The sequence below is a fragment of the Pseudomonas sp. lyk4-TYG-107 genome (assembly GCF_030209055.1).
Classification (GTDB): domain Bacteria; phylum Pseudomonadota; class Gammaproteobacteria; order Pseudomonadales; family Pseudomonadaceae; genus Aquipseudomonas; species Aquipseudomonas putida_A.
Map to the genome: position 1 here is coordinate 31,932 of NZ_JARVST010000033.1, position 21,951 is coordinate 53,882.

The 21,951-nt window shown below is 56.7% G+C and carries 25 protein-coding genes and 1 tRNA gene; 22 read left to right on the top strand and 4 right to left on the bottom strand.

Going from position 1 to position 21,951, the window contains the following annotated elements:
* The first annotated feature begins 138 nt into the window (after nucleotides 1-138).
* Nucleotides 139-393 (top strand): FAD assembly factor SdhE, encoded by a 255-nt coding sequence (locus QRN61_RS25205; protein WP_003222550.1) that lies wholly within the window; start codon nucleotides 139-141, stop codon nucleotides 391-393.
* Nucleotides 377-829 carry a protein YgfX gene (locus QRN61_RS25210; protein ID WP_150370446.1) on the top strand — a complete coding sequence of 151 codons (453 nt, stop codon included), beginning with the start codon at nucleotides 377-379 and terminating at the stop codon, nucleotides 827-829. The genes QRN61_RS25205 and QRN61_RS25210 overlap by 17 nt, the downstream gene beginning before the upstream one ends.
* Here the strand turns inward: QRN61_RS25210 and nadB are convergent.
* Nucleotides 798-2,414 carry an L-aspartate oxidase gene (nadB, locus tag QRN61_RS25215; protein ID WP_103368268.1) on the bottom strand — a complete coding sequence of 539 codons (1,617 nt, stop codon included), beginning with the start codon at nucleotides 2,412-2,414 and terminating at the stop codon, nucleotides 798-800. The two genes, QRN61_RS25210 and nadB, sit on opposite strands and share 32 nt — an antisense overlap.
* Before the next feature lie 558 nt (nucleotides 2,415-2,972).
* Between nadB and rpoE the strand changes: the two genes are divergently transcribed.
* The 4 genes from rpoE (at nucleotide 2,973) to QRN61_RS25235 (ending at nucleotide 6,784) form a co-directional block, all read left to right on the top strand.
* Complete coding sequence (gene rpoE / locus QRN61_RS25220; protein ID WP_003172477.1) at nucleotides 2,973-3,554, top strand: RNA polymerase sigma factor RpoE/AlgU; 582 nt, start codon at nucleotides 2,973-2,975, stop codon at nucleotides 3,552-3,554.
* Between the two features lie 30 nt (nucleotides 3,555-3,584).
* Entirely contained in the window at nucleotides 3,585-4,172 is a 588-nt protein-coding gene (locus QRN61_RS25225; protein WP_285376018.1) for a sigma-E factor negative regulatory protein, read from the top strand.
* A gap of 8 nt (nucleotides 4,173-4,180) precedes the next feature.
* The gene (locus QRN61_RS25230; RefSeq protein ID WP_247267793.1) at nucleotides 4,181-5,143 is read left to right on the top strand and encodes a MucB/RseB C-terminal domain-containing protein; all 963 of its coding nucleotides are present in this window, start codon (nucleotides 4,181-4,183) and stop codon (nucleotides 5,141-5,143) included.
* Nucleotides 5,144-5,353: 210 nt separating this feature from the next.
* Nucleotides 5,354-6,784, top strand: a complete 1,431-nt coding sequence (locus QRN61_RS25235) for a DegQ family serine endoprotease (RefSeq protein ID WP_285376022.1) — start codon at nucleotides 5,354-5,356, stop codon at nucleotides 6,782-6,784.
* Nucleotides 6,785-6,863: 79 nt separating this feature from the next.
* Here the strand turns inward: QRN61_RS25235 and QRN61_RS25240 are convergent, their stop codons facing one another.
* Nucleotides 6,864-8,297 carry a M48 family metalloprotease gene (locus QRN61_RS25240; protein ID WP_007963277.1) on the bottom strand — a complete coding sequence of 478 codons (1,434 nt, stop codon included), beginning with the start codon at nucleotides 8,295-8,297 and terminating at the stop codon, nucleotides 6,864-6,866.
* Between the two features lie 107 nt (nucleotides 8,298-8,404).
* On the opposite strand from QRN61_RS25240, the gene QRN61_RS25245 reads away from it, so the two are divergent.
* Complete coding sequence (locus QRN61_RS25245) at nucleotides 8,405-8,644, top strand: sulfurtransferase TusA family protein (RefSeq protein WP_007963279.1); 240 nt, start codon at nucleotides 8,405-8,407, stop codon at nucleotides 8,642-8,644.
* A 31-nt stretch (nucleotides 8,645-8,675) separates the two neighbouring features.
* On the top strand, nucleotides 8,676-9,746 hold the full coding sequence (locus tag QRN61_RS25250; RefSeq protein WP_027614463.1) for an AI-2E family transporter: 1,071 nt from the start codon (nucleotides 8,676-8,678) through the stop codon (nucleotides 9,744-9,746).
* A 131-nt stretch (nucleotides 9,747-9,877) separates the two neighbouring features.
* Here QRN61_RS25250 and QRN61_RS25255 read toward each other — a convergent pair whose 3' ends face one another.
* The gene (locus tag QRN61_RS25255) at nucleotides 9,878-10,351 is read right to left on the bottom strand and encodes a peroxiredoxin (RefSeq protein WP_003222570.1); all 474 of its coding nucleotides are present in this window, start codon (nucleotides 10,349-10,351) and stop codon (nucleotides 9,878-9,880) included.
* A gap of 10 nt (nucleotides 10,352-10,361) precedes the next feature.
* Complete coding sequence (locus tag QRN61_RS25260) at nucleotides 10,362-10,922, bottom strand: glycine cleavage system transcriptional repressor (RefSeq protein WP_007963284.1); 561 nt, start codon at nucleotides 10,920-10,922, stop codon at nucleotides 10,362-10,364.
* A 325-nt stretch (nucleotides 10,923-11,247) separates the two neighbouring features.
* Between QRN61_RS25260 and dapA the strand changes: the two genes are divergently transcribed.
* From dapA to QRN61_RS25330, 14 genes are all read left to right on the top strand, one after another.
* On the top strand, nucleotides 11,248-12,126 hold the full coding sequence (gene dapA, locus QRN61_RS25265) for a 4-hydroxy-tetrahydrodipicolinate synthase (RefSeq protein ID WP_027614465.1): 879 nt from the start codon (nucleotides 11,248-11,250) through the stop codon (nucleotides 12,124-12,126).
* 17 nt (nucleotides 12,127-12,143) lie between these two features.
* A complete protein-coding gene (gene bamC, locus QRN61_RS25270; RefSeq protein ID WP_027614466.1) occupies nucleotides 12,144-13,259 on the top strand; it encodes an NlpB/DapX family lipoprotein in 1,116 nt (371 codons plus the stop codon).
* Between the two features lie 4 nt (nucleotides 13,260-13,263).
* On the top strand, nucleotides 13,264-14,025 hold the full coding sequence (locus tag QRN61_RS25275; RefSeq protein ID WP_183781638.1) for an MBL fold metallo-hydrolase: 762 nt from the start codon (nucleotides 13,264-13,266) through the stop codon (nucleotides 14,023-14,025).
* Between the two features lie 28 nt (nucleotides 14,026-14,053).
* On the top strand, nucleotides 14,054-14,767 hold the full coding sequence (gene purC, locus QRN61_RS25280; RefSeq protein WP_007963288.1) for a phosphoribosylaminoimidazolesuccinocarboxamide synthase: 714 nt from the start codon (nucleotides 14,054-14,056) through the stop codon (nucleotides 14,765-14,767).
* A gap of 84 nt (nucleotides 14,768-14,851) precedes the next feature.
* Nucleotides 14,852-14,941 (top strand) — tRNA-Ser (locus QRN61_RS25285).
* 1,247 nt (nucleotides 14,942-16,188) lie between these two features.
* Nucleotides 16,189-16,851 (top strand): hypothetical protein, encoded by a 663-nt coding sequence (locus QRN61_RS25290; RefSeq protein ID WP_147304781.1) that lies wholly within the window; start codon nucleotides 16,189-16,191, stop codon nucleotides 16,849-16,851.
* An 8-nt stretch (nucleotides 16,852-16,859) separates the two neighbouring features.
* Nucleotides 16,860-17,030 (top strand): hypothetical protein, encoded by a 171-nt coding sequence (locus tag QRN61_RS25295; protein ID WP_158556636.1) that lies wholly within the window; start codon nucleotides 16,860-16,862, stop codon nucleotides 17,028-17,030.
* Nucleotides 17,027-17,290, top strand: a complete 264-nt coding sequence (locus QRN61_RS25300; protein ID WP_285376030.1) for a hypothetical protein — start codon at nucleotides 17,027-17,029, stop codon at nucleotides 17,288-17,290. The genes QRN61_RS25295 and QRN61_RS25300 overlap by 4 nt, the downstream gene beginning before the upstream one ends.
* A complete protein-coding gene (locus tag QRN61_RS25305; protein ID WP_115988024.1) occupies nucleotides 17,287-17,658 on the top strand; it encodes a hypothetical protein in 372 nt (123 codons plus the stop codon). The genes QRN61_RS25300 and QRN61_RS25305 overlap by 4 nt, the downstream gene beginning before the upstream one ends.
* A complete protein-coding gene (locus QRN61_RS25310) occupies nucleotides 17,655-19,913 on the top strand; it encodes a hypothetical protein (RefSeq protein WP_285376032.1) in 2,259 nt (752 codons plus the stop codon). Before QRN61_RS25305 ends, QRN61_RS25310 begins: the two co-directional genes overlap by 4 nt.
* Complete coding sequence (locus QRN61_RS25315; RefSeq protein ID WP_285376034.1) at nucleotides 19,913-20,158, top strand: hypothetical protein; 246 nt, start codon at nucleotides 19,913-19,915, stop codon at nucleotides 20,156-20,158. The genes QRN61_RS25310 and QRN61_RS25315 overlap by 1 nt, the downstream gene beginning before the upstream one ends.
* On the top strand, nucleotides 20,155-20,373 hold the full coding sequence (locus tag QRN61_RS25320; RefSeq protein ID WP_285376036.1) for a hypothetical protein: 219 nt from the start codon (nucleotides 20,155-20,157) through the stop codon (nucleotides 20,371-20,373). The genes QRN61_RS25315 and QRN61_RS25320 overlap by 4 nt, the downstream gene beginning before the upstream one ends.
* Nucleotides 20,374-20,483: 110 nt before the next feature.
* Complete coding sequence (locus QRN61_RS25325; RefSeq protein WP_285376038.1) at nucleotides 20,484-20,690, top strand: hypothetical protein; 207 nt, start codon at nucleotides 20,484-20,486, stop codon at nucleotides 20,688-20,690.
* A gap of 138 nt (nucleotides 20,691-20,828) precedes the next feature.
* Nucleotides 20,829-21,950, top strand: a complete 1,122-nt coding sequence (locus tag QRN61_RS25330; RefSeq protein ID WP_285376039.1) for a hypothetical protein — start codon at nucleotides 20,829-20,831, stop codon at nucleotides 21,948-21,950.
* Nucleotide 21,951 lies beyond the last annotated feature (1 nt).

Sequence of the window (21,951 nt, forward strand, 5' to 3'; positions counted from 1 at the left end):
GGTAAAAAAGTCTGGGGCACATCATAAGGGCGCGTTGTTGAAATGGGTAGTTGATAAAGGATCGGTGGTGCCCGACCAAAGCCGACTGTGCGACCCGCGCCGGGGCTGTATACTGCGCGCCTATTTGAGGAGGGCTCCATGGTCGAACAAGTTGAACTCAATCGCCTCTTCTGGCACAGCCGCCGCGGCATGCTGGAACTTGACGTGCTGCTGGTGCCGTTCGTGAAAGAGGTCTATCCGCACCTCAACCAGGTCGATCGCGACTTGTATGTCCGTCTGCTGACCTGTGAGGATCAGGACATGTTCGGCTGGTTCATGGAGCGCAGTGAGTCCGAAGACCCTGAGCTGCAGCGCATGGTCCGGATGATCCTGGACCGTGTTCAGCCCAAGTAATACGTTCGAATGCCGCTGGCATGCCTCTCGGCAGTTGCTGGCGGCGTATCTGTTGACCCAGGCGTTCGCGCTGGGTCTGTTGTTTCTTCTGTCGATTCCACTCTGGGCCTGTCTGCTCGGGGCTTTCGCCTGTCTGCTGCACGCCGTGTGGGTGTTGCCACGGCAGATTCTGCTGACGCATCCGCAGGCTTTTTGCCGATTGCGCCGCGATGCCGATGGCTGGCAATTGTGGAATCAGGCGGGCGGCTGGCAAGCAGTCCAGCTGCGCCCTGACAGCCTGGCGTTGCCGTTGATCGTGGTGCTGCGCTTTCGTTTGCGCGGGGAGCGGCGGGTGCGCTCGATCTGTGTACCGCGAGACTCGCAGGCAGCGGATGTGCACCGACGCCTGCGAGTGCGGCTCAAGTTCAGCCGGCGTAGGTGGGCGGCACCAGAATAGTGTCGAGCGCCTCGGGCAGCAGGTTCGGGTAGTCGAGGGTGTAATGCAGACCGCGACTTTCCTTGCGCTCCATGGCAGAGCAGATCATCAGTTCGGCGACTTGCGCCAGATTACGCAGCTCGATCAGGTCGCGGCTGACTTTATAGTTACTGTAGAACTCGTCGATCTCGTCCAGCAACAGACGCACGCGGTGCTGCGCCCGTTGCAAGCGCTTGTTGGTGCGCACGATGCCGACGTAGTCCCACATGAAGCGGCGCAGCTCGTCCCAGTTGTGGGCGATGATCACGTCTTCGTCGGAATCGGTGACCTGGCTGGCGTCCCACTCGGGCAGGGCGGTTGGCGCGGTGACGTCATCCAGTTGTGCAAGGATGTCCGCTGCCGCCGAGCGGGCATAAACGAAGCATTCGAGCAGCGAGTTGCTGGCCATGCGGTTGGCCCCGTGCAGGCCGGTGAAGCTGGTTTCGCCGATGGCGTACAGCCCCGGCACGTCGGTACGACCATGCTGATCGACCATTACCCCACCACAGGTGTAGTGCGCCGCCGGCACGACCGGGATCGGCTGTTTGGTGATGTCGATGCCGAAACCCAGGCAACGTTCGTAGACGGTCGGGAAGTGGTTTTTGATGAAGGCTTCAGGCTTGTGGCTGATGTCGAGATAGACGCAGTCGACGCCCAGGCGCTTCATTTCATGGTCGATGGCGCGGGCGACGATGTCGCGTGGCGCCAGTTCGGCACGTTTGTCGAAGCGCGGCATGAACCGTTCGCCGTTGGGCAGCTTCAGGTGCGCGCCTTCGCCACGCAAGGCTTCAGTGATCAGGAAACTCTTGGCCTGCGGGTGATACAGGCACGTAGGGTGGAACTGGTTGAATTCCAGGTTCGCCACTCGGCAGCCCGAGCGCCAGGCCATGGCGATGCCGTCACCGCAAGCGCCGTCGGGGTTACTGGTATAGAGGTAGACCTTGGCGGCGCCGCCGGACGCGAGGATCACGAAGCGTGCGCCGTAGGTGTCGACTTCGCCGGTCGCGCGATTCAGCACATAGGCGCCGAGGCAGCGCTCGCCATTCATGCCCAGACGGCGTTCGGTGATCAGATCAACGGCAACTCGCTGCTCCAGCAGTTCGATGTTGCTGCGCTCTCTGGCCTGGGCGAGGAGGGTGGTGAAAATCGCTGCGCCGGTTGCGTCGGCGGCATGGATGATGCGCCGATGGCTGTGGCCGCCTTCGCGAGTCAGGTGGAATTCGAAACCGCCGTCTTCGGTGCCGGACTGTTCGTCGCGGGTGAACGGCACCCCCTGGTCGATCAGCCACTGGATGGCTTCGCGGCTGTGCTCGACGGTAAAACGCACCGCGTCTTCATGGCACAGACCGCCGCCGGCATTCAGGGTGTCGTCGACGTGGGATTCGACAGTATCGGTATCGTCCAGCACGGCAGCGACGCCGCCCTGGGCCCAATAAGTCGAGCCGTTGGCCAGATCACCTTTGCTCAATACGGCAATGCGCAAATGACCCGGCAGGGTCAGCGCGAGACTCAAACCGGCAGCGCCGCTGCCAATCACCAGAACATCGTGTTGAAACTGTTGGCTCATTTCAGGATTCCGCTCAAAGCGACCCGGATCGGGGGTGGCGCAGGACAGCTGGATCGGCGAGTCAAGACAGCCACACAGCCCACTAGTATATAGAGGGGTGGAGCGGCACAATAGCCGGGCCCGTATGGCATTGTGAAACTACTGTGACGACAAAAGCTTGACGTTTCGTCGGACGTTTTTTTCTGTCGTTTTGGGAAAAGGCGACTGTATCGAGGATGAAACAGGCTTTTTCAGCACGCGGTTGCTCAATGTCGCTTCAGCACGGCTATAAATAATTGGAACTTTTGCCAGAGGCCCAAGATCAATAGTCAGTTGCCAGAAGCACGGGACAGTGTCGGCTTCAATGCAGAACCTGCGATTGGGTTTTTGCCGGCGAACCGATGACAAGATTATTCGCGCAGCCGGTTTATCCCGCGCTGCGTTTTTCGTGCGTGCCAAATCAGAGCCCGCAGGAAACTTGCCTGGAGGGGGAGAACTTTTGCGAAAAGCCCGAGTCTATGTTTGCAAGTCTGGTCGTTTAGTTATGCAAGCCTCCTCCATGCTTATCGAGGAGTGTTCATGCTAACCCAGGAAGAGGATCAGCAGCTGGTCGAGCGCGTTCAGCGTGGCGACAAGCGAGCTTTCGATCTGCTGGTGCTGAAATATCAGCACAAAATTCTCGGGTTGATCGTGCGTTTCGTGCACGACACCCATGAAGCCCAGGATGTGGCTCAGGAAGCCTTTATCAAGGCCTACCGAGCGCTAGGAAACTTTCGCGGAGACAGCGCGTTCTATACGTGGCTTTACCGCATTGCCATCAACACGGCAAAGAACTATCTGGTTTCACGCGGCCGCCGGCCGCCGGATAGCGATGTAAGTTCCGAAGATGCAGAGTTCTACGACGGCGATCACGGCCTGAAGGATCTCGAATCGCCGGAGCGCGCGTTGCTGCGGGATGAGATCGAAGGCACCGTCCATCGAACCATTCAGCAACTGCCAGAGGATTTACGTACCGCTTTAACTTTACGTGAATTCGATGGTCTGAGTTACGAGGACATTGCGAGCGTCATGCAGTGTCCGGTGGGTACCGTGCGCTCCCGGATTTTCCGCGCCCGGGAGGCCATCGATAAAGCCCTGCAGCCGTTGTTGCAGGAAAACTGAGACAGCGGCGACAGCCAAGAGAGGAACGCCATGAGTCGTGAAGCCCTGCAGGAATCGCTGTCCGCAGTGATGGATAACGAAGCGGACGAACTGGAATTGCGTCGAGTGATCAATGCACTGGACGATGTTGAAACCCGTGAGACCTGGGCTCGTTATCAGATCGCTCGGGCAGCCATGCACAAGGATCTGCTGCTTCCGCGTCTGGACATTGCTGCGGCAGTTTCTGCTGCGCTGGAAGACGAAACGGCTCCAGCCAAAGTATCCCGCGGCCCTTGGCGCAACCTGGGTCGTCTGGCCGTTGCGGCTTCGGTGACCGTTGCGGTACTGGCTGGTGTGCGCCTGTACAACCAGGACGAAATCGCTGGCGTCGAACTGGCCCAGCAGTCCAATCAGCCTTCGCTGGTTGCGCCGCAGGTCAAAGGCCCGGCCGTCCTGGCTGGCTACAAGGAAAGCTCGGAAAACACTGGTCCGATGGCCAATGGCGTCCTGCAAGGTCAGCCAGGCTGGCACGATCAGCGTCTGCCAGGCTATCTGCGTCAGCATGCCCAGCAAGCTGCGTTGAAAGGTACTGAAAGCGCTCTGCCTTATGCGCGTGCAGCAAGCATGGAAAACCGTTAAGGAGGATCATGCGCGCCATACCTCTACTTTCGCTTCTGCTTAGCGGCTGGTTCATTGTTCCAGCCCATGCCGACGAGGCCCAGGACTGGTTGATCCGCCTGGGTCAGGCCGAGCAGCAGCAAAGCTTCCAAGGCACTTTCGTATACGAGCGTAACGGTAGTTTTTCTACCCACAATATCTGGCATCGTGTCCAGAGTGGTCAGGTCCGCGAGCGTTTGCTTCAGCTCGACGGCTCGGCTCAGGAAGTCGTGCGTGTTGATGGGCATACTCAATGCGTCAGCGGCACTCTGATTGCGGGGTTGGGAGACTCTCCCAACTCGACCGCTCGTTCGCTTGATCCCCAAAAGCTGAAAAACTGGTATGAGCTTGCCGTCATCGGCAAGTCGCGCGTGGCCGGGCGTGATGCGGTCATCGTATCGCTGACGCCCCGCGACCAGCATCGTTATGGTTTCGAGCTGCATCTGGATAAACAGACCGGATTGCCACTGAAGTCGTTGTTGCTCAACGACAAGGGGCAGCTACTCGAGCGTTTCCAGTTCACCAGCCTGAATACCGCTGATGTCCCGTCGGACAAAGATCTGCAAGCTGGCACCGAGTGCAAGGCCGTTACTATTGATAGTGACAAGGCGTCTGCCGTTAAGACAGCTCAGGTCTGGCATTCCGACTGGCTGCCTCCGGGTTTCGTGCTGACCAGCAGTACTTCACACAAAGATTCTGAAACCAAGACTCAAGTCAGCAGCCTGATGTATGACGACGGGCTGGCGCGGTTTTCGGTATTTCTTGAGCCGTTGAACGGTGCAACAGTGACCGATACCCGCACGCAGTTGGGGCCGACTGTCGCTGTTTCCCGCCGCCTCACTACGCCTGAGGGTGAGATGATGGTGACGGTGGTCGGCGAAATTCCAATCGGCACGGCCGAGAGGATTGCCCTTTCGATGCGCAACGATGGCGCTGCAACCAGCAAGCAGTGAGCTGATTTCAGTCATTTCCACTTCTTCTTCGAGACGTAGATGAAATGTTTGCTCAGCATTTTCATTTGCAAATCACCCGAAAGTTTTTTATAGGTCAGAGCCTCACGGCTCTGGCCTTGTCTGTTGTTCCCGGAACAAAAATACCGGCCCGCGGTTCCCGGTGTTCCTTGCTCCATATCGCTTAACCCTGCTCGTCGTAACGGGAGCTGTATGTCGATACTTAGCTTGAAGTCTTATCTCTCCATTTTCGCCACCGTGCTGGTGCTGGGTCAGGCTGTCCCCGCTGTCCAGGCGGCCGACCTGCCGGATTTCACCCAACTGGTTGAACAGGCCTCGCCTGCAGTGGTGAACATCAGTACCACGCAGAAGCTGCCTGACCGCAAGGTGAACCAGCAGATGCCTGACCTGGAAGGCTTGCCGCCGATGTTGCGCGAGTTCTTCGAGCGCGGCATGCCGCCTCAGCAGCGTTCGCCGCGCGGCGATAGTCAGCGTGAAGCGCAATCGCTCGGTTCGGGCTTCATCATTTCCTCCGATGGCTACATCCTGACCAACAACCATGTGATTGCCGATGCCGACGAAATCCTCGTGCGTCTGGCTGATCGCAGTGAAATGAAAGCCAAGCTGATCGGTACCGACCCTCGCTCCGACGTGGCCCTGCTGAAAATCGATGGCAAGGATCTGCCGGTGCTCAAGCTCGGCAAGTCCCAGGACCTGAAGGCGGGTCAGTGGGTTGTGGCAATCGGTTCTCCGTTCGGCTTTGACCACACTGTGACCCAAGGCATTGTCAGCGCCGTCGGCCGTAGCCTGCCGAACGAAAACTACGTGCCGTTCATCCAGACCGACGTGCCGATCAACCCGGGTAACTCCGGTGGCCCGCTGTTCAACCTGAACGGTGAAGTGGTCGGGATCAACTCGCAGATCTACACCCGTTCCGGTGGCTTCATGGGTGTGTCGTTCGCCATTCCGATCGACGTGGCGATGGACGTTTCCAATCAGCTGAAAAGCGGTGGCAAAGTCAGCCGCGGCTGGCTGGGCGTGGTCATCCAGGAAGTGAACAAGGATCTGGCCGAGTCGTTCGGTCTTGATAAGCCGGCCGGTGCGCTGGTTGCGCAGATTCAGGATGACGGTCCGGCAGCCAAGGGTGGCCTGCAAGTGGGCGACGTGATCCTGAGCATGAACGGTCAGCCGATCGTCATGTCCGCCGACCTGCCACACTTGGTCGGTGCGCTGAAAGCGGGCGCCAAGGCCAGCCTCGAAGTGATCCGTGACGGCAAGCGCAAGAATGTCGAGTTGACTGTCGGCGCGATTCCGGATGAGGACAAAGAGCTGGCTGCACTGCCGAAGTCGGGTGCGGAAAGCAGCAGCAACCGCCTCGGCGTTTCGGTGGCGGAACTGACCGCTGAGCAGAAGAAAACCTACGACCTCAAGGGCGGAGTGGTGATCAAGGAAGTTCAGGACGGTCCTGCGGCTTTGATCGGTCTGCAACCGGGTGACGTGATTACTCACCTCAACAACCAGGCCATCGGCTCCACCAAGGAGTTCACCGAGATCGCCAAGGCGCTGCCGAAGAATCGTTCGGTGTCGATGCGCGTTCTGCGTGAAGGTCGTGCGAGCTTCATCACCTTCAAACTGGCTGAATAACCCGGTTGCGGTGAAATAAAAACCGCCTCGAAAGAGGCGGTTTTTTTATGCATGAAACATTTGCCTCGTTGAGGAAAGCTCAGCCCATCATGTCCTTGATCATGCGCTCTTGCTCCATCAGCTCGCGCTGGCGTGCATCGATCCGCGAGGACAGCGGGAAGTTGCTGCCCGCCTTGCGCTTGGCAAAATCAAGCTGCTGGATCGCCTGACGATAATCGCCGACCAGCGCGAAGTACTCGGCGCGGGCCTGATGCAGACCAATGATGTTGCCAGAGAGGCCACGGGTTTCGGCGACCTGATACCACACGTCCGGATCGTTCGGACGGGATTTGAGCAAGCTGTCGAGGGCTTTCTCGGCGTCGGCGGTGCGATTCTGTTTCAGCAACAGATCGACCCGAACCTGATTCAGCGGGTAATTGCCCGGATATTGCGTGAGCATGCGGTCAACCCGCGTTTGCGCATCCGGCAGGCGGTTGTTGGTGATGTCCAAGTCGATCTGCGCGAGGTTGTAGATGATCTCGTTGGGTGACTTGGCCAGCAGCTGTTTGAGATTCTCCCTGGCTTCATTGAGCTGGCCGCCCTTGATCTGGGCGATCGCCAGGCCGTAGCGCGCCACATCGTTTTTCGGATTCTCATCCAGTTGTGCACGAAAGCGCTTGGCGCCTAGTCCCGGGGTTTCTTCGTAGATCAGCTGAACACGGGCGCGGATCAGCTGATAGCGCATGCTGTCTTCGATACCGCCCGCTGGCGCTTGTTCTGCGCGGTTACGGGTGTCGGCGATACGCGATTCAGTCACCGGGTGAGTCAGCAGAAATTCTGGCGGCTTGGCGTCGAAGCGGTATTGGCGCATCAGACGTTCGAACATGGTCGGCATCGAGCGCGGGTCGTATCCGGCCTTTTCCAGGTTGAGGATGCCGATACGGTCGGCTTCCTGCTCGTTCTGGCGCGAGAAGGTACGCTGCGACTGAATGGCTGCGGCCTGAGTACCGGCGATGGTCGCGATCCCGGCATCACCGCCACCGGCGGCGGCAATCACGATCCCGGCGAGCAGCGCCGCCATCATCGGTACCTGCATCCGCTGCGAAGCTTCTACACCGCGCGCGAAGTGGCGCTGTGACAAGTGAGCCAGTTCGTGTGCCAGTACCGAGGCGTATTCGCCTTCAGTCTGCGCGTTGAGGAACAGGCCGCCGTTGACCCCGACCACGCCACCCGGCGCCGCGAAGGCGTTGAGCTGCGGGCTGTTGATCAGAATGAATTCCAGACGGCGGTCGGTGACCTGGCTGGTCTCCACCAGTTTGTAAACACTGGATTCGACGTAGTCTTTGAGTTGCGGATCGTTGAGCTGCGCAACCTGGCTGCGCAACATCGCCAGCCAGGCGCGGCCCAGCTGATATTCCTGTTGCGGAGAGACAATGGCAGAACTGGCGTCGCCAAGTGACGGCAGATCGTCGGCAAAGCCCGGTGAGGCGAGCAGGCAAGCGAGCGTCAGCAGGGTAGGGCGCAGAAATGTCATGCACAAAGCCTTAGAAGACAAAGACCTTACTGTAGCCGGACACCGGGCTTGCGACCAGATATTCTAGGCGCCTCAACCACCTCAACCACCTGAACCGGAGTGACGCAATGACTGACGCTGTAGCCCATGACTGTGAATTGGACGCCAGTGGCCTGAATTGCCCGTTGCCGTTGCTCAAGGCCAAGATGGAACTCAACAAGCTGCCCAGCGGCGCGGTGCTCAAGGTGATCGCCACGGACGCGGGTTCGCAGCGCGACTTCCGCACCTTTGCCCGTCTGGCCGGTCATACGCTGCTGCGCGAAGAAGACGAAGCGGGCGTCTACCGTTACTGGTTGAAAAAAGCCTGAACCGACAGCGTAAAAGACCTAAGGATTATTGATGTTCAAAGTGTTACGCGACTGGATTCAGCGCTACTTTTCCGACGAAGAAGCGGTGGTGCTGGCGGTGCTGCTGTTTCTCGCCTTCACCGCGGTGCTCACGCTCGGTGGCATGCTCGCGCCGGTATTGGCCGGGATGGTGCTGGCGTATCTGATGCAGGGGCTGGTACTCGCACTGGAGCGTATGCGCGTGCCTGGTGCGGCGGCGGTGGGGCTGGTATTTGCGCTGTTCATGGGCGTGTTGCTAGTGTTCATCGTGGTAGTGTTGCCGTTGCTGTGGCATCAGTTGATCACGCTGTTCAACGAGCTGCCGGGGATGCTCGCCAAATGGCAGTCGCTGTTGCTGTTGCTGCCGGAGCGCTATCCGCATCTGGTCTCTGACGAGCAGGTGCTGCAGGCTATCGAAGCGGCGCGTGGCGAAATCGGCAAGTTCGGCCAATGGGCGCTGACCTTTTCGCTGTCGAGCCTGCCGCTGCTGGTCAATATCATGATCTATCTGGTGCTGGTGCCGATTCTGGTGTTCTTCTTTCTCAAGGATCGGGCCATGATCGGCGAGTGGGTGCGCGGCTATCTGCCCCGTGAGCGGGCGCTGATCACCCGCGTGGCGCAGGAAATGAACCGGCAGATCGCCAACTACATTCGCGGCAAGGTCATCGAGATCGTGATCTGTGGCGGCGTGACCTACATCGCCTTCGTCGCGCTTGGCCTCAACTATGCGGCGCTGCTGGCGTTGCTGGTCGGGGTATCGGTGGTGGTGCCGTACGTCGGCGCGGTGGTGGTGACCGTGCCGGTGTTACTGATCGCGCTGTTCCAGTGGGGTTGGAGCGATCAGTTCATCTATCTGATGGCGGTCTACGGGATCATTCAAACGCTGGATGGCAACGTGCTGGTGCCGTTGCTGTTTTCCGAGGCAGTCAACCTGCACCCGGTGGCCATCATCTGCGCGGTGCTGTTGTTTGGCGGGTTGTGGGGGTTCTGGGGCGTGTTCTTCGCGATTCCGCTGGCGACGCTGTTCAAGGCCGTGCTGGATGCGTGGCCGCGCAAGGAGCCGGTTGTCGCTCCGCTGCTGTAGCGGTTGAGCCAGATTTTAGATGAAGGCTATTCGCGAGCAGGCTCGCTCCCACATTGGATCTGTGCCGTTCACAAGTTCAATGTGGGAGCGAGCCTGCTCGCGAAGGCGTCAATGAGGGCGACGCAAAACCTTCAGGCTTTATTCAAGGCCTGAGCCGCAGCCAGCACCGCATCCACATGCCCCGGCACTTTCACGCCGCGCCATTCCTGACGCAGTACACCGTTCTTGTCGATCAGGAACGTGCTGCGATCAACGCCCAGATATTCCTTGCCATACAGTTTCTTCAGCTTGATCACGTCGAACAGCTGGCAGACGGCTTCGTCCTTGTCGCTGATCAGCTCGAACGGAAATTCCTGCTTGCATTTGAAGTTCTCGTGAGACTTCAGGCTGTCGCGGGAGATACCGAAAATCTCGGTATTAGCGGCCTGGAACGCCGCGTACTGGTCACGAAAACCCTGGCCTTCGGTGGTGCAGCCGGGGGTGCTGTCCTTCGGATAGAAGTAGATCACCACTTGCTTGCCCTTCAGGGCGGACAAGCTGACGGTCTGCCCGCTGGTGGCAGGTGCTTCGAAATCCGCAACCGGTTGGTCGATGACAACGGCCATGAAAGCTTCCTTACATTGGGTTTTGTGGGCGCCAAGGTTCGATCAGCGCATCCAGGTTCATCGCGTCGGCGAAGTCCAGGAACTGGTCGCGCAGCCAGCTGATCTGGGTGCCGGCCGGCAGCGTTACGGTGAACGTGGCGTTGAGCATGGTGCCGCCAGTCTGCGGGGCCTGATAGGTATCGCAGGTCAGGTTTTCCAGCTCGACGTTGTGATCCATGAAGAACTGGCACAGCTCATTGATGATGTCCGGGCGATACGCCGAGCTGACATAAGCCACGTACGGCAGGGCCTGTGGACGATTTTCCAGGGCCGCACTGCGCACCACGTTGACGGTAAATGCGTGGCGCTTGGCCAGGGTCGGCAGGCTGCCTTCGAGGCGGGCCAGCGCGTCCCAGCTGCCGGAGATTTCCAGCACCAGGGCGCTGCATTCGCCATGGCGAGTCAGGCGGGAGGTGACGACGGCGCAGCGATTTTCATGGCTGGCGCGGCACAGGACGTTAGTCAGCTCCATGGGGTTGGCGCCAAGGGCACTGATGACAAGGAATTGTTCGCGAACTGTGGGGGTGGACATGCAGCATTCCTAAAGCGATGAGCGGTCGGTAGGTCGATGGGCGTTGGCCGTCGGGAAGCGTCTGCGCGTGCCCGTTCAGAAAGCCCCGGGCCGTGGCTCGCAATTCGCTCCAATAAAGGCGGAGCGTGCAGCAGCGACACTGGAACGGGGCCTGGGAGGCCGAAAGGGGAGGCTGGAACCCGGCGTACAAGCTGATCTGTACCGATCAAAGTCTGAAGGGTAGCGAAAACCGACGCCAAGGGGAATGGCGGCGCAGTACTTCGCTTGTGCAAGCATCTTGGCGCCAGTACCATTACCGCTCTCTTTTTCCGGCAGGAGCGGTTTCATGATTGCGGGCAGTATGGTGGCACTGGTCACTCCCATGGATGCACAAGGGCGTCTTGACTGGGACAGCCTCAGCAAACTCGTGGACTTCCATCTCAAGAACGGCACCCATGCCATTGTCGCGGTCGGTACTACCGGCGAGTCGGCGACCCTTGATGTAGAAGAACACATCGCCGTCATCAAAGCCGTGGTCAAACAGGTAGCCGGGCGCATTCCGGTGATCGCCGGTACCGGCGCCAACTCGACCCGCGAAGCCGTCGAGCTGACCCGCAACGCCAAGGAAGCCGGCGCCGACGCCTGCCTGCTGGTAGTTCCGTACTACAACAAGCCGACCCAGGAAGGCCTGTACCAGCACTTCAAGCACATTGCCGAAGCCGTCGACATTCCACAGATTCTCTACAACGTTCCCGGCCGCACCTCCTGCGACATGCAGGCCGAGACCGTAATTCGCCTGTCCAGCGTGCCGAACATCATCGGCATCAAGGAAGCCACCGGCGACCTGAAACGCGCCAAAGCCATCATCGACGGCGTGAGCAAGGACTTCATCGTGCTGTCCGGCGATGATCCGACCGCGGTTGAGCTGATCCTGCTGGGCGGCAAAGGCAACATCTCCGTAACGGCCAACGTCGCCCCGCGCGAAATGGCTGACCTGTGCGAGGCCGCGTTGAAAGGCGACGCCGAGACCGCACGGGCGATCAACGAAAAATTGATGCCGCTGCACAAGGACCTGTTCATCGAAGCCAACCCGATTCCGGTGAAGTGGGCTTTGGTTGAAATGGGCCTGATGCACGAAGGCATCCGCCTGCCGTTGACCTGGCTGAGCGCTCCTTGTCATGAAACGCTTCGCACGGCCCTGCGCCAGTGCAGCGTCCTGGTTTAATTGAGGAAGTACAACGCATGAAGCGAATGGCCGGACTTTCCGCACTTGCCTTGATTATCTCCAGCACCAGTGGCTGCGGATGGGTCTGGGGCCCGGAAGGTTATTTCCGTGACCGTGGTAGCGATTACCTGGAAGCGCAACAGACTGCACCGATGCAACTGCCACCGAATGTCAGCACCTCCAAGCGTCTGGATCCGCTGTTGCCGATCCCGCGCAACGTGGCTGATGACACGGCGAAGGGCGAATACGTGGTACCGCGCCCGCAACCGCTGACGGCGGTTGCCGAGGCGACCGACTACTCGCTGCAGAAGAGCGGTGACTCGCGTTGGGTCGTGGCCCAGCACCCGCCGGCCGAAGTCTGGCCAGTGGCGGTACAGTTCTTCCAGGACAATGGTTTCCGGCTGGATGAACAGCGTCCGCAAACCGGCGAATTCACCACCACCTGGCAGCATTCCGACGAACTGTCCGCCGCCATGGCCAAGCGCCTGAGCGCCGCCGGTGTCGGTGCCGACAGCGAAACCCGCGTGCGGGTGCGTATCGAGCCAGGCGTGCAGCGCAACACCAGTGAAATCTACGTGGTCAGCGCCGAGCGTCCTGCCGGCAGCACCGCCGACGTCGATTTCACCAACCGTTCGGTCAACACTGGCCTGGACGCAGCGCTGGTCGACGACATGCTCGCGAGCATGAGCCGGATCTCCGAGAAGGGTGGTTCGGTGTCGATGCTGGCTTCGCGTGACTTCGATACCCCGAGCCGTGTCAGCCTCAGCGAAGACGGCAGCGGCAACCCGGTACTGAACGTCGGTCCTGACCTGGATCGTGCCTGGTCGAGCGTCGGTCGTGCGCTGGAGCAGGGTCAGTGGCGCGTTGAAGACATCAACCGCAGCCTGGGCCTGTACTACATCAACCTGGCCGAGAAAGCCGAGAAGAAAGACGACAAGCCTGGTTTCTTCAGCAGCCTGTTCGGCAGTGCGCCGACCAAGGAAGAAGTTGAAGCCCGCGCCGAGCGTTATCAGGTTCGCCTGAGCAAGGTCGGTGAAAACGTTCAGGTGACCGTAGAGAAGAACATCAATACCGTTGCGCCGGCCGATGTGGCGCGCAAAGTGTTGAGCGTGATTCAGGACAACCTGGGCTGATCACATGCGCTTTGCCGTTCTCGGCAGCGGTAGCCAAGGGAACGGCACGCTGATCGCCAGCGCTGATACCTATGTGCTGGTGGATTGTGGTTTTTCCCTGCGGGAAACCGAAAAACGCCTGTTGCGTCTGGGGGTTCACCCGGCGCAACTGAGCGCCATACTCGTAACCCACGAACATGCCGACCACGTGCATGGCGTGGGTTTGCTGTCTCGGCGCTACAATCTGCCGGTCTACCTCAGTCGCGGCACACTGCGCGGGATGCGCAAACCGATCGAACCCGCAGGCTTTCTGGCCGGCGGCGAGCAGCTGCAGATCGGCGCACTGAACATCGGGGTCATTGCCGTGGCCCATGATGCGCAGGAGCCGACCCAGTACGTATTCAGTGATAACGAGCAGCGGCGCTTCGGCCTGCTGACCGACCTGGGTTCCTATTGCGAGCGGGTGCTGGACGGCTATCGGGATCTCGATGCGTTGATGATCGAGTCCAACCATTGCCGCGACATGCTGGCCCGTGGTCACTATCCGTACTTTCTCAAGCAACGGGTGGGCGGCGAGCTGGGACATTTGAACAACCATCAGGCGGCATTACTGGTGGCCGAGTTGGGGTGGCAGGGCTTGCAGCATCTGGTTCTCGCCCACCTGAGCAGCAAGAACAACCTGCCGCAGCTGGCCCGGCAATGTTTCGTCGACACCCTCGGGTGCGACCCGGACTGGCTGCAACTGGCCGATCAAGATTCAGGGCTCGACTGGCGCCATATCGCCTAGCCCATCTACTTAGCAAGCGGAGCCCATCATGGAAAAACGTGAAGAACTCTACCGCGGCAAAGCCAAATCGGTTTACAAGACCGACGACGCTGACCGTTTGATCCTGCTGTTTCGCAACGACACCTCGGCGTTCGACGGCAAGCGCATCGAGCAGCTCGACCGCAAAGGCATGGTGAACAACAAGTTCAACGCCTTCATCATGCAGAAACTCGAAGCGGCCGGCATTCCGACCCAATTCGACAAACTGCTGGGCGACAACGAGTGCCTGGTGAAGAAGCTGGACATGATCCCGGTCGAGTGCGTCGTGCGTAACTACGCCGCCGGCAGCCTGGTAAAACGTCTGGGCGTCGAAGAGGGCATGAAGCTCAACCCGTACACCTTCGAACTGTTCCTCAAGGACGACGCCAAGGGCGACCCGTTCATCAACGAATCCCACGTCGTGGCATTCGGTTGGGGCACCGCCGAGCAACTGGCACGCATGAAAGAACTGTCGCTCAAGGTCAACGAAGTCCTGAGCAAACTGTTCGACGACGCAGGCCTGCTGCTGGTGGACTTCAAGCTTGAATTCGGCGTGTTCAGCGACGGCTCGATCGTCCTCGGCGACGAGTTCAGCCCGGACGGCTGCCGCCTGTGGGACAAGGACACCAAGAAGAAGATGGACAAAGACCGCTTCCGCCAGGGCCTCGGTGACGTCATCGAAGCCTACGAAGAAGTCGCCAATCGTCTGGGTGTACCGCTTTAATCGACGCAAGCATCTGATAGCACGAAGAAAATTTTCGAAAGAGGGTTTGCTTTCGGCAGAAGTGTTGTTATGATGCGCGCCGTTGGAGAGATGCCAGAGTGGCCGAATGGGACGGATTCGAAATCCGTTGTACCTTCACCGGTACCTAGGGTTCGAATCCCTATCTCTCCGCCATACATTGAAAAGCCCCGTAGACTCTGGTCTCGGGGCTTTTTGCATTTCAGAATTCTACGTAACGATTCTACGTAAAATACTTGTCTCTACAGCCCTCTCAGGGCGCTCCTACAGCTTCTTTTCTGTCATTTGCACCCATCGCCTGTCGAGCCGTCTCAGCGCCTATGCGGGGTCGTGGGCGCCTAGTGGGAGCGGGGGGGTAAGCAGGGGGTGGTCGGGAGGGGGTATTTAAAAAGCCTCATACGCTGAGGCTTTCTTGTTGCAACGCGTTTTACGCGTAGGAGATCAGCTTCCACGTAACAGCTTTACCGTTATGTGGTGGAAACACGTTGCCTTCCGCGAATGGCCCCGTAGTAGAAGGCGAATCTTGCGTTTGCCATACACCGCTTTCTGGTGACTTCTCGCCGGTTTTGCGGGTGGTTCCGATTGGTGACTTGCTCATTTTCATATCCCCATGGCAGGTATTGCTCAGGCTGCAACACGCAGCCTGAAAGCAATAAGAGCGTAGCTTGGATCCAATTAATAGCAATGTGATGTTGCGTGTCGAAACGGATCAATGGCTTGGTGAGGGTTCCGGCAACCGGGACAAGCGTTTCGCCGTTTTGGGTGGGCCGTGCGGAAGCATAGCCGGTTGAACGTCACGTGAGGGCAGTCTGTATGGGTCGTGCCGACCAAGCTGGGGCGGTGATTCGTGCGTAGTCAAACAACTGTTTGAAAGTATTTTAAAGTTGGCACAAATAATGCTTGCATTTTAACAGGTGTCGTGCGATAATAGTGTACGGATGGAGAAGATTTCTTTACTCGGGATTAGCCCCTCCGCAACAGCATCACCAAACCAAATTCAAACATTGAGACCGACCCAGTCCGCTGAGGTTGGTTTTCGTGTGGCCGAAGGTTTTCAGAATGCCTTCTGACTCCAGTCGCAAGTCTGGGCCAGCTACTTGCAAGACCGGGTTGGTAACCCCCTCATCGCTGACAGGGGCGATGGTCGAAATCTCTGTCAAATCTGGCCGCTCTTCCCCAAGGAAGGCACTTCACATAGTGGCAACTCCGATGGGCCAAAGAGTTGTAGAGGGTGCGTTGTTAGATCCGCGCCCTCGAACCAAATTCGCAAAAACACTCATGTAACTTTGTCGGGTGCGACGCAAACCGTCTCACCCGATTCTTTTACTTAAAGTATTTTTCAGTCGCGCCAATAACCAAATATACACACCCACATACTACATATTTAATAAGGAGGCACGCCCATGGCTGTCGTTCTACGAAGTTGCATTGTCTGCAATACCGAATTTCCATCAAAGAACATGCGTGCGAGGTTCTGCAAATCCACGTGTAAGTCGATCCATCACCGAGCAACAAAGAAGCCTGAAACACCAACCATAAAAACAGAAGAGGTAAACACCATGAGTCAATTGTTCCAACCAGATGCAGCGCATCTAAAACGTCTACAAGACTTCGAAGTAGGGCAGTACAACACTCGCACCCAATGCAATATCCAAGGCCGAGAGCAGCTTGGCGTTATGGAAGAATTTGAGGTGCAAGGTCTGCAACAAGCCCTCGACAGATACGTTGAGCTTGTCGGTCTCGGATATACAGCAACTGGCGAGATTGCCCATCTGCCCAAACTGATCGCAGGGCCAACATTGGATTGGGTAATTCTCTCTCTGCGTAAGCCAGAGTCACAAGTTGAACACGAGATCGCTCAGATCAAGGCTCAAGTTGAGCAAGAATATTTACAGCGCTTGGAAGCTGATAAGGCTGCGTGTGTAGCTAAAGAAGTTGAGTCTCTATTGGCTGGCGAGAAGCGCAGAAAGCAACAAGCTGAATTTGATGCAAAGGCAGCGCAAGAAGCGGCAGAGTACGCTAGGGTTGAAGCTGAGGTGCTGGCAGCGCTTGGAGGCAAACAATGAGAAGTCGCTTGGACACAGAAGTAGACAAACAATTGGATATGGCATGGGTCAAGATGGGTTTGAATGCAAAGTTCTACATTACCAAAGCCCAATACGAATCTACGGTGCTTGAGGCGTTTATTGCAGGTGCTCGTATTGCACTTATTCTGCCATTGAGTGAGTTCGGAGGTGCACAATGACCGATAAAATCGATCCAACCACTCTGTCAGGTACGGAGTTGCTACTACGTGAGAAGTACGCCAGAGATACACTTGCTACAAGCCCCTCAGAGGCTCCTGTGGAGGCGGTGGTTAAGCAGGCGCCACCAATGGATGACGAAGCTTCGGAAGAGGATGTAAACGCATTTAAAGCGGCTCTGGAACTACTTGCAGCCAGAGAGCGTGCCAATAAGATTGTTGAAATGGCTAAACAAGCCCAAAAGAACAAAGGAAAGCAATGACAAAAACTGCTACACCGAAACAAGAGCTGAAAAAATCTCCGCAACACCACAGCATCACCCACATGACAAATCCCAAGATTCGCCTCTTCGCCTGTGCAATGGGTCAATGGCTTCGTAAATGTCACGGCTTCGACGTTGATTACTCTTACCGCTGGGTTAGAACTCAGGATGGATCTATCTACTTCGCTTTGTCAGGTTCCCGCAGTGTGCAAACTGTCTTCGCCGATTACCTAGAGAATAATCGAGGCGATTACTACGACAGTGCAACCATAACTCAATATGGGAACAACTCAGTAGCATTCAACCGTGTATTCGCAAGACTCATGGAGTTGAAACATGGTCTTGGCGCCTACGGTGAAACGAAATGAGTCTACAAGAAGAAGTGGCGCGCCTAACTGGTAAGCTGGTATTTGAAGTTTCAAGCGCGCCGCTGACTAGGTTTCTCGGAATTCTCAAGCAAGCAGAGAAACAAATGCAAAGTGTAGGGCGCCATGCTGAGCAACTGCAAAAGCAATTGAATATGAAGTTTGGTGTTTCAGGTAAGGGCGCGAGCGCTCAGAGGTTGAAATTCGATGCTGAAGTGCGTAAGTCGCTGGACAAGGAACTAGCTACTGAAACCAAGCTATCTAAACTTCGCCGTCAACAGTTCACCACTCAACTTGCCGAGCAGCGTCTTATCAGTGCAGGCACCCGTCAAGAGGGCCTATTGCAAAGTAATGCGCTCAAAGATCAAGTGGCGCGTGCAGTGCTCCAAGCTAAACAGCACAAGGCACAGCAAGAGGCTCTGAAAGTTGAATTAGGCCGAGCGAAGGTTCAAGCCAGTGCCGAACAGTCTCAGCTTCGCCAAGCGAGATTGGCTGACGTTCTGCAAAAGCGTCAGGCTCGAACGGTTGAGCTTCAACGAAAGGCGGCAGCACACCAAACAGCTTTGCAACGTGCTGAAGTGGCTCTACAGAACGCTCGTGCAAATGGTATTCGCCAAGCCGAACGATTCGAGGCGTCCAAGGCAGCGGCTGCTGTACGTGAAGCCAGAGCGGCGGTTAAGCACGACCAATCAAGCCAGCGTTTCGCCTTTGCGGCTGAGCGCCACGCCGCATGGAAGGCCCGTCAGGATGCGCCAAAGGAAATGGGCTTTGGTGGTCTGGCCGTGGGTTTCTCGGCTGCGTTAGCAGCGGTGTACAGCCTAGTTAAAGGCATTGGCTACTTGAACGAACGTATCCAACAACGTCAGGAAAGTGCGAGTACAGCGGAAAGCTTCAACTCTGCTCTCCAAAGTGCCGGGGGGAAGAATCCAGCTAACCAGAAGTTTGCTCGTGATCAGTTCATTGATATCAGCAATCGCTATGGACAGGAAGTGTCGGTAGAGACAGGAAAGTCCTTCGCACTGTTCATTCAAGGGCAGTTGGCATTAGGTAAGACTCTCACTCAAGCCACCAAGATGTTCGAAGATCAGTCAGCGACGTTCCGTGCTGCTGCACTCGATAAGGAAGCCCAGAAGCGCGCTGCTTACCAACTCAATCAGATCCGAGCAAAAGGGAAGCCGGAAGGAAGCGACGTCAACGATTTGTTTGATGCCGTTGGTGGTGTAGTTGCTGCGTCTATTCGTCAAGCTGCTGCAACCCGTCTCAACTTCAAGGGAAAAGTTGAAGAGCAAGCAGGATGGTTCAAGCAAGCTGTAACCGATGGGAAGATTAAGGCTGCTGACTTCGATCAGGGGATGAGCAACTTCCTGCAAGCGAACTTGGATCTTCTCGCAAGACAGATGAACTCCATTGCCGCGAATCAACAGCGTGCAGAAAATCAAGCCTATCTGAATGACAACACAGTCAATACTAACGCTGAGTTGAAGGCAGTCATTCTGGATCGGATCAAGGCAGAGAATGAACTGAACACAGCGCTACAGCCGTTGAAAGAATCCCTGATGACATTCGACCAAGGATTGACCAAGTTCAACACAAGTTTGATTCGCATGTTGATAGGACACGATGTGAATGGTAACGCCACGCCAAATGCCATGCAGAAAGATCCGAATGCTCTACCGGGTACAGTTGGTGCTGCACTTGGCCCAAGATTGAAACCAGCATCACCGAATGAACAAGCAAGTTTGGATGATCGTGCAAGACCGGGATTGTTGAATGGTCTTCGTCGTTTGTTCACTGGTGCATCTCTTGCAGATGATCAGTCAGCAGCGGAGGAGAACAGGGGGCGTTGGGCTGGCGGACATATCAACCCAGTTCAACGCGAAAGTTTCGATGTATTCCGCATCGGCTCTTCAGAACTCGGCAAAGATTCTGAGAATGTTGCTGATGGCAAACTTCGCCAGTTCCGTCTGCCGCCTGCGTATACAGCAGCGGATATCATGGAGGCCTCGGCTCAACAACAGCGTAAGCAAACAGCATTGCCTAGTGATTGGATGTCGCCAGATGATCCCAATAACGGTCGTATTGTCCAGCCTGCTGAAAGCAAGATTGACCAGAGTCACACCGAGGTTAATGTCTCTGTAAATGTGGATGCTCGCGGTATGGATGCCACCGAAGTGAAACAGCTTTCGGCTGAGACCTTCCACGATGAATTCAATAAGGTATTGCGTACAGTTCGTGCTGACCAGACGGAGATAGAGTGATGAAATCCATTATTCAAACCATCATCTTTGCCTGTGTCCTACAAATTTTCGCAGGCGGCGTGTTCACTACATATATGTTGGATCGTGCAAACGTTCTCTCCCGTGATTACACCGACAATGCACTACGACTGCAATACAACCAGTTGCAAGTGCAGTTCAGTAACGAACGAGAAGGGATGCATGCATGGCTTGATAAGCGAATCGACTTGAAACTTTCTCAACTGCCCAAGGAGCATAAGCAATGAAATACGGTGAGATCGCCAGTCAACCAGACTATAGGGCCGCTTGCGGCCTTTATGTCGCTGAAACTTACGGCGTGGATGTAGTGCATCAACTACCAACTGTGCTGGATACGCTTTGGTCTTCAGTGCTAGCAGGTGCGACGGAGGAACTTGCTCAGCGGAATATTCTGAGTGATCACCGTTTACCAGTTCCAGAAAAGAAAGTGTCGCCTCTCTAGTAGCAGAATCGCATGATTCAATACGCCTCACGCCTTGTTCTATAAGGGGTGTAGCCATTTTTCGTGTGCGTGAGCACACATGTTTATCCCATTCAACAGGAGACAACTGTATGGCGCTGCCATTCGAATTCAAATCATCAGGGGCGGCGTTAACCGCTGCCATGACCCTGATCGGAGCAACACGTAAGAAGTTTGTAATCAAGCAAATCATCAACCCCTTTGGAAACATCCGTTGGATCGTCACACATCCAGACGGTAACCCAGCAATCCCATACGAGGGATTCCCTCGCTTCGCTCAAGGAGTGTTCACCGCATGAAGACATGCACATGTCGCCACTGCTCTACCAAGTTCCAAACACCGAAAGTGGAAGCCTTTTGTAGTGGTCAATGCCGCCACGCATACAGCGTAATCAATCCCAAGCCTACATATCCTGCTAACCGAGACGGAGCATTCAATGACAACAGCAACACCGAACAAGAATAAGGTTACACGCCAACCTACGTGCCCAAACTGCAAGAAGCGTTTCCGCACCACCAGCATCAAGAAGATCTATTGCACTCCCCAGTGCCAGAAAGAAGCCACCAAGAAGAAACGCCGAGTATCCCGTACCAACCGCGCCATCCACTCAGCGTTCTTCTATCACTTGGCCTACGAATGTGAGCGTGCCGGAACACTCCAGATCCTCACGGGCCACACCGTCGAATCATTGGTAGCCCTCTACGACGTGTACAAGCTGAAGCTCAGGGCGAACCGTTACGGAGAGACCAAGGACTACGAGATCAGCCACATTCACCCAGTGCAAGGATGCAAGACCATAGGCCTCTACCACGCTCCCAACTTGGTAGTGGTGCCAGCCAAGCTCAACCGTGAACACGGCACTCAACACTACGGTCAAGGGCTGAGCATCAGCCGCAACGCGCTGGTATCGAAACATTCGGTAGAGAAGGGCGCCCCACGTAAGCAAACCGTGCAACGCATCATTGCCTTTCTTGGTGCTGACGTGGTCGCCGAGACTGTGAAGATTGCCAAGATCCAGCCAACCCAACGCCACAAGATGCTGAGCTGGCTACATGATCACCTAGACCCAACAGTGCCTGATCAACGTAACTACTTGGACTCTCTTGATGGGATGTCAGGTAAGGCGCTAGCAGCGCTCAAGGTCAAACTAGAGGGTAAGGAGGGGAGTGGGTTCCAGATCAAGACAACGATCCTCACCCCGTTTCAAGTGTTGTCCCAGGAGCTGGAACGCCATGCTCATCACCGACCAGAACTAACCGAGGTGCTGGACATTATCTGCAAGCGTGTAAGCCCTTTCACAGCGCTACACATGAGTAGAACCACCCTCAACGCTGATGAGGCTCAGGCAGTGTTTGACGTGCTCCACGGCAAGCCTGTTGAAGTTATCCGCGACGTGCTGACGGAGTTCGTAGAGCGCCATACAAGCACCATGGACAACGACGAGCGTATCCCGCCATACCAGCCAATCGTGTTCAGAGCGCAGCGCCCGGCAAGGGTAATAGCATCCCGCAAGCGGAGCGAAGCAACCCTGCAAAGCCCTGTCAGCTTCGCTGCTTAGC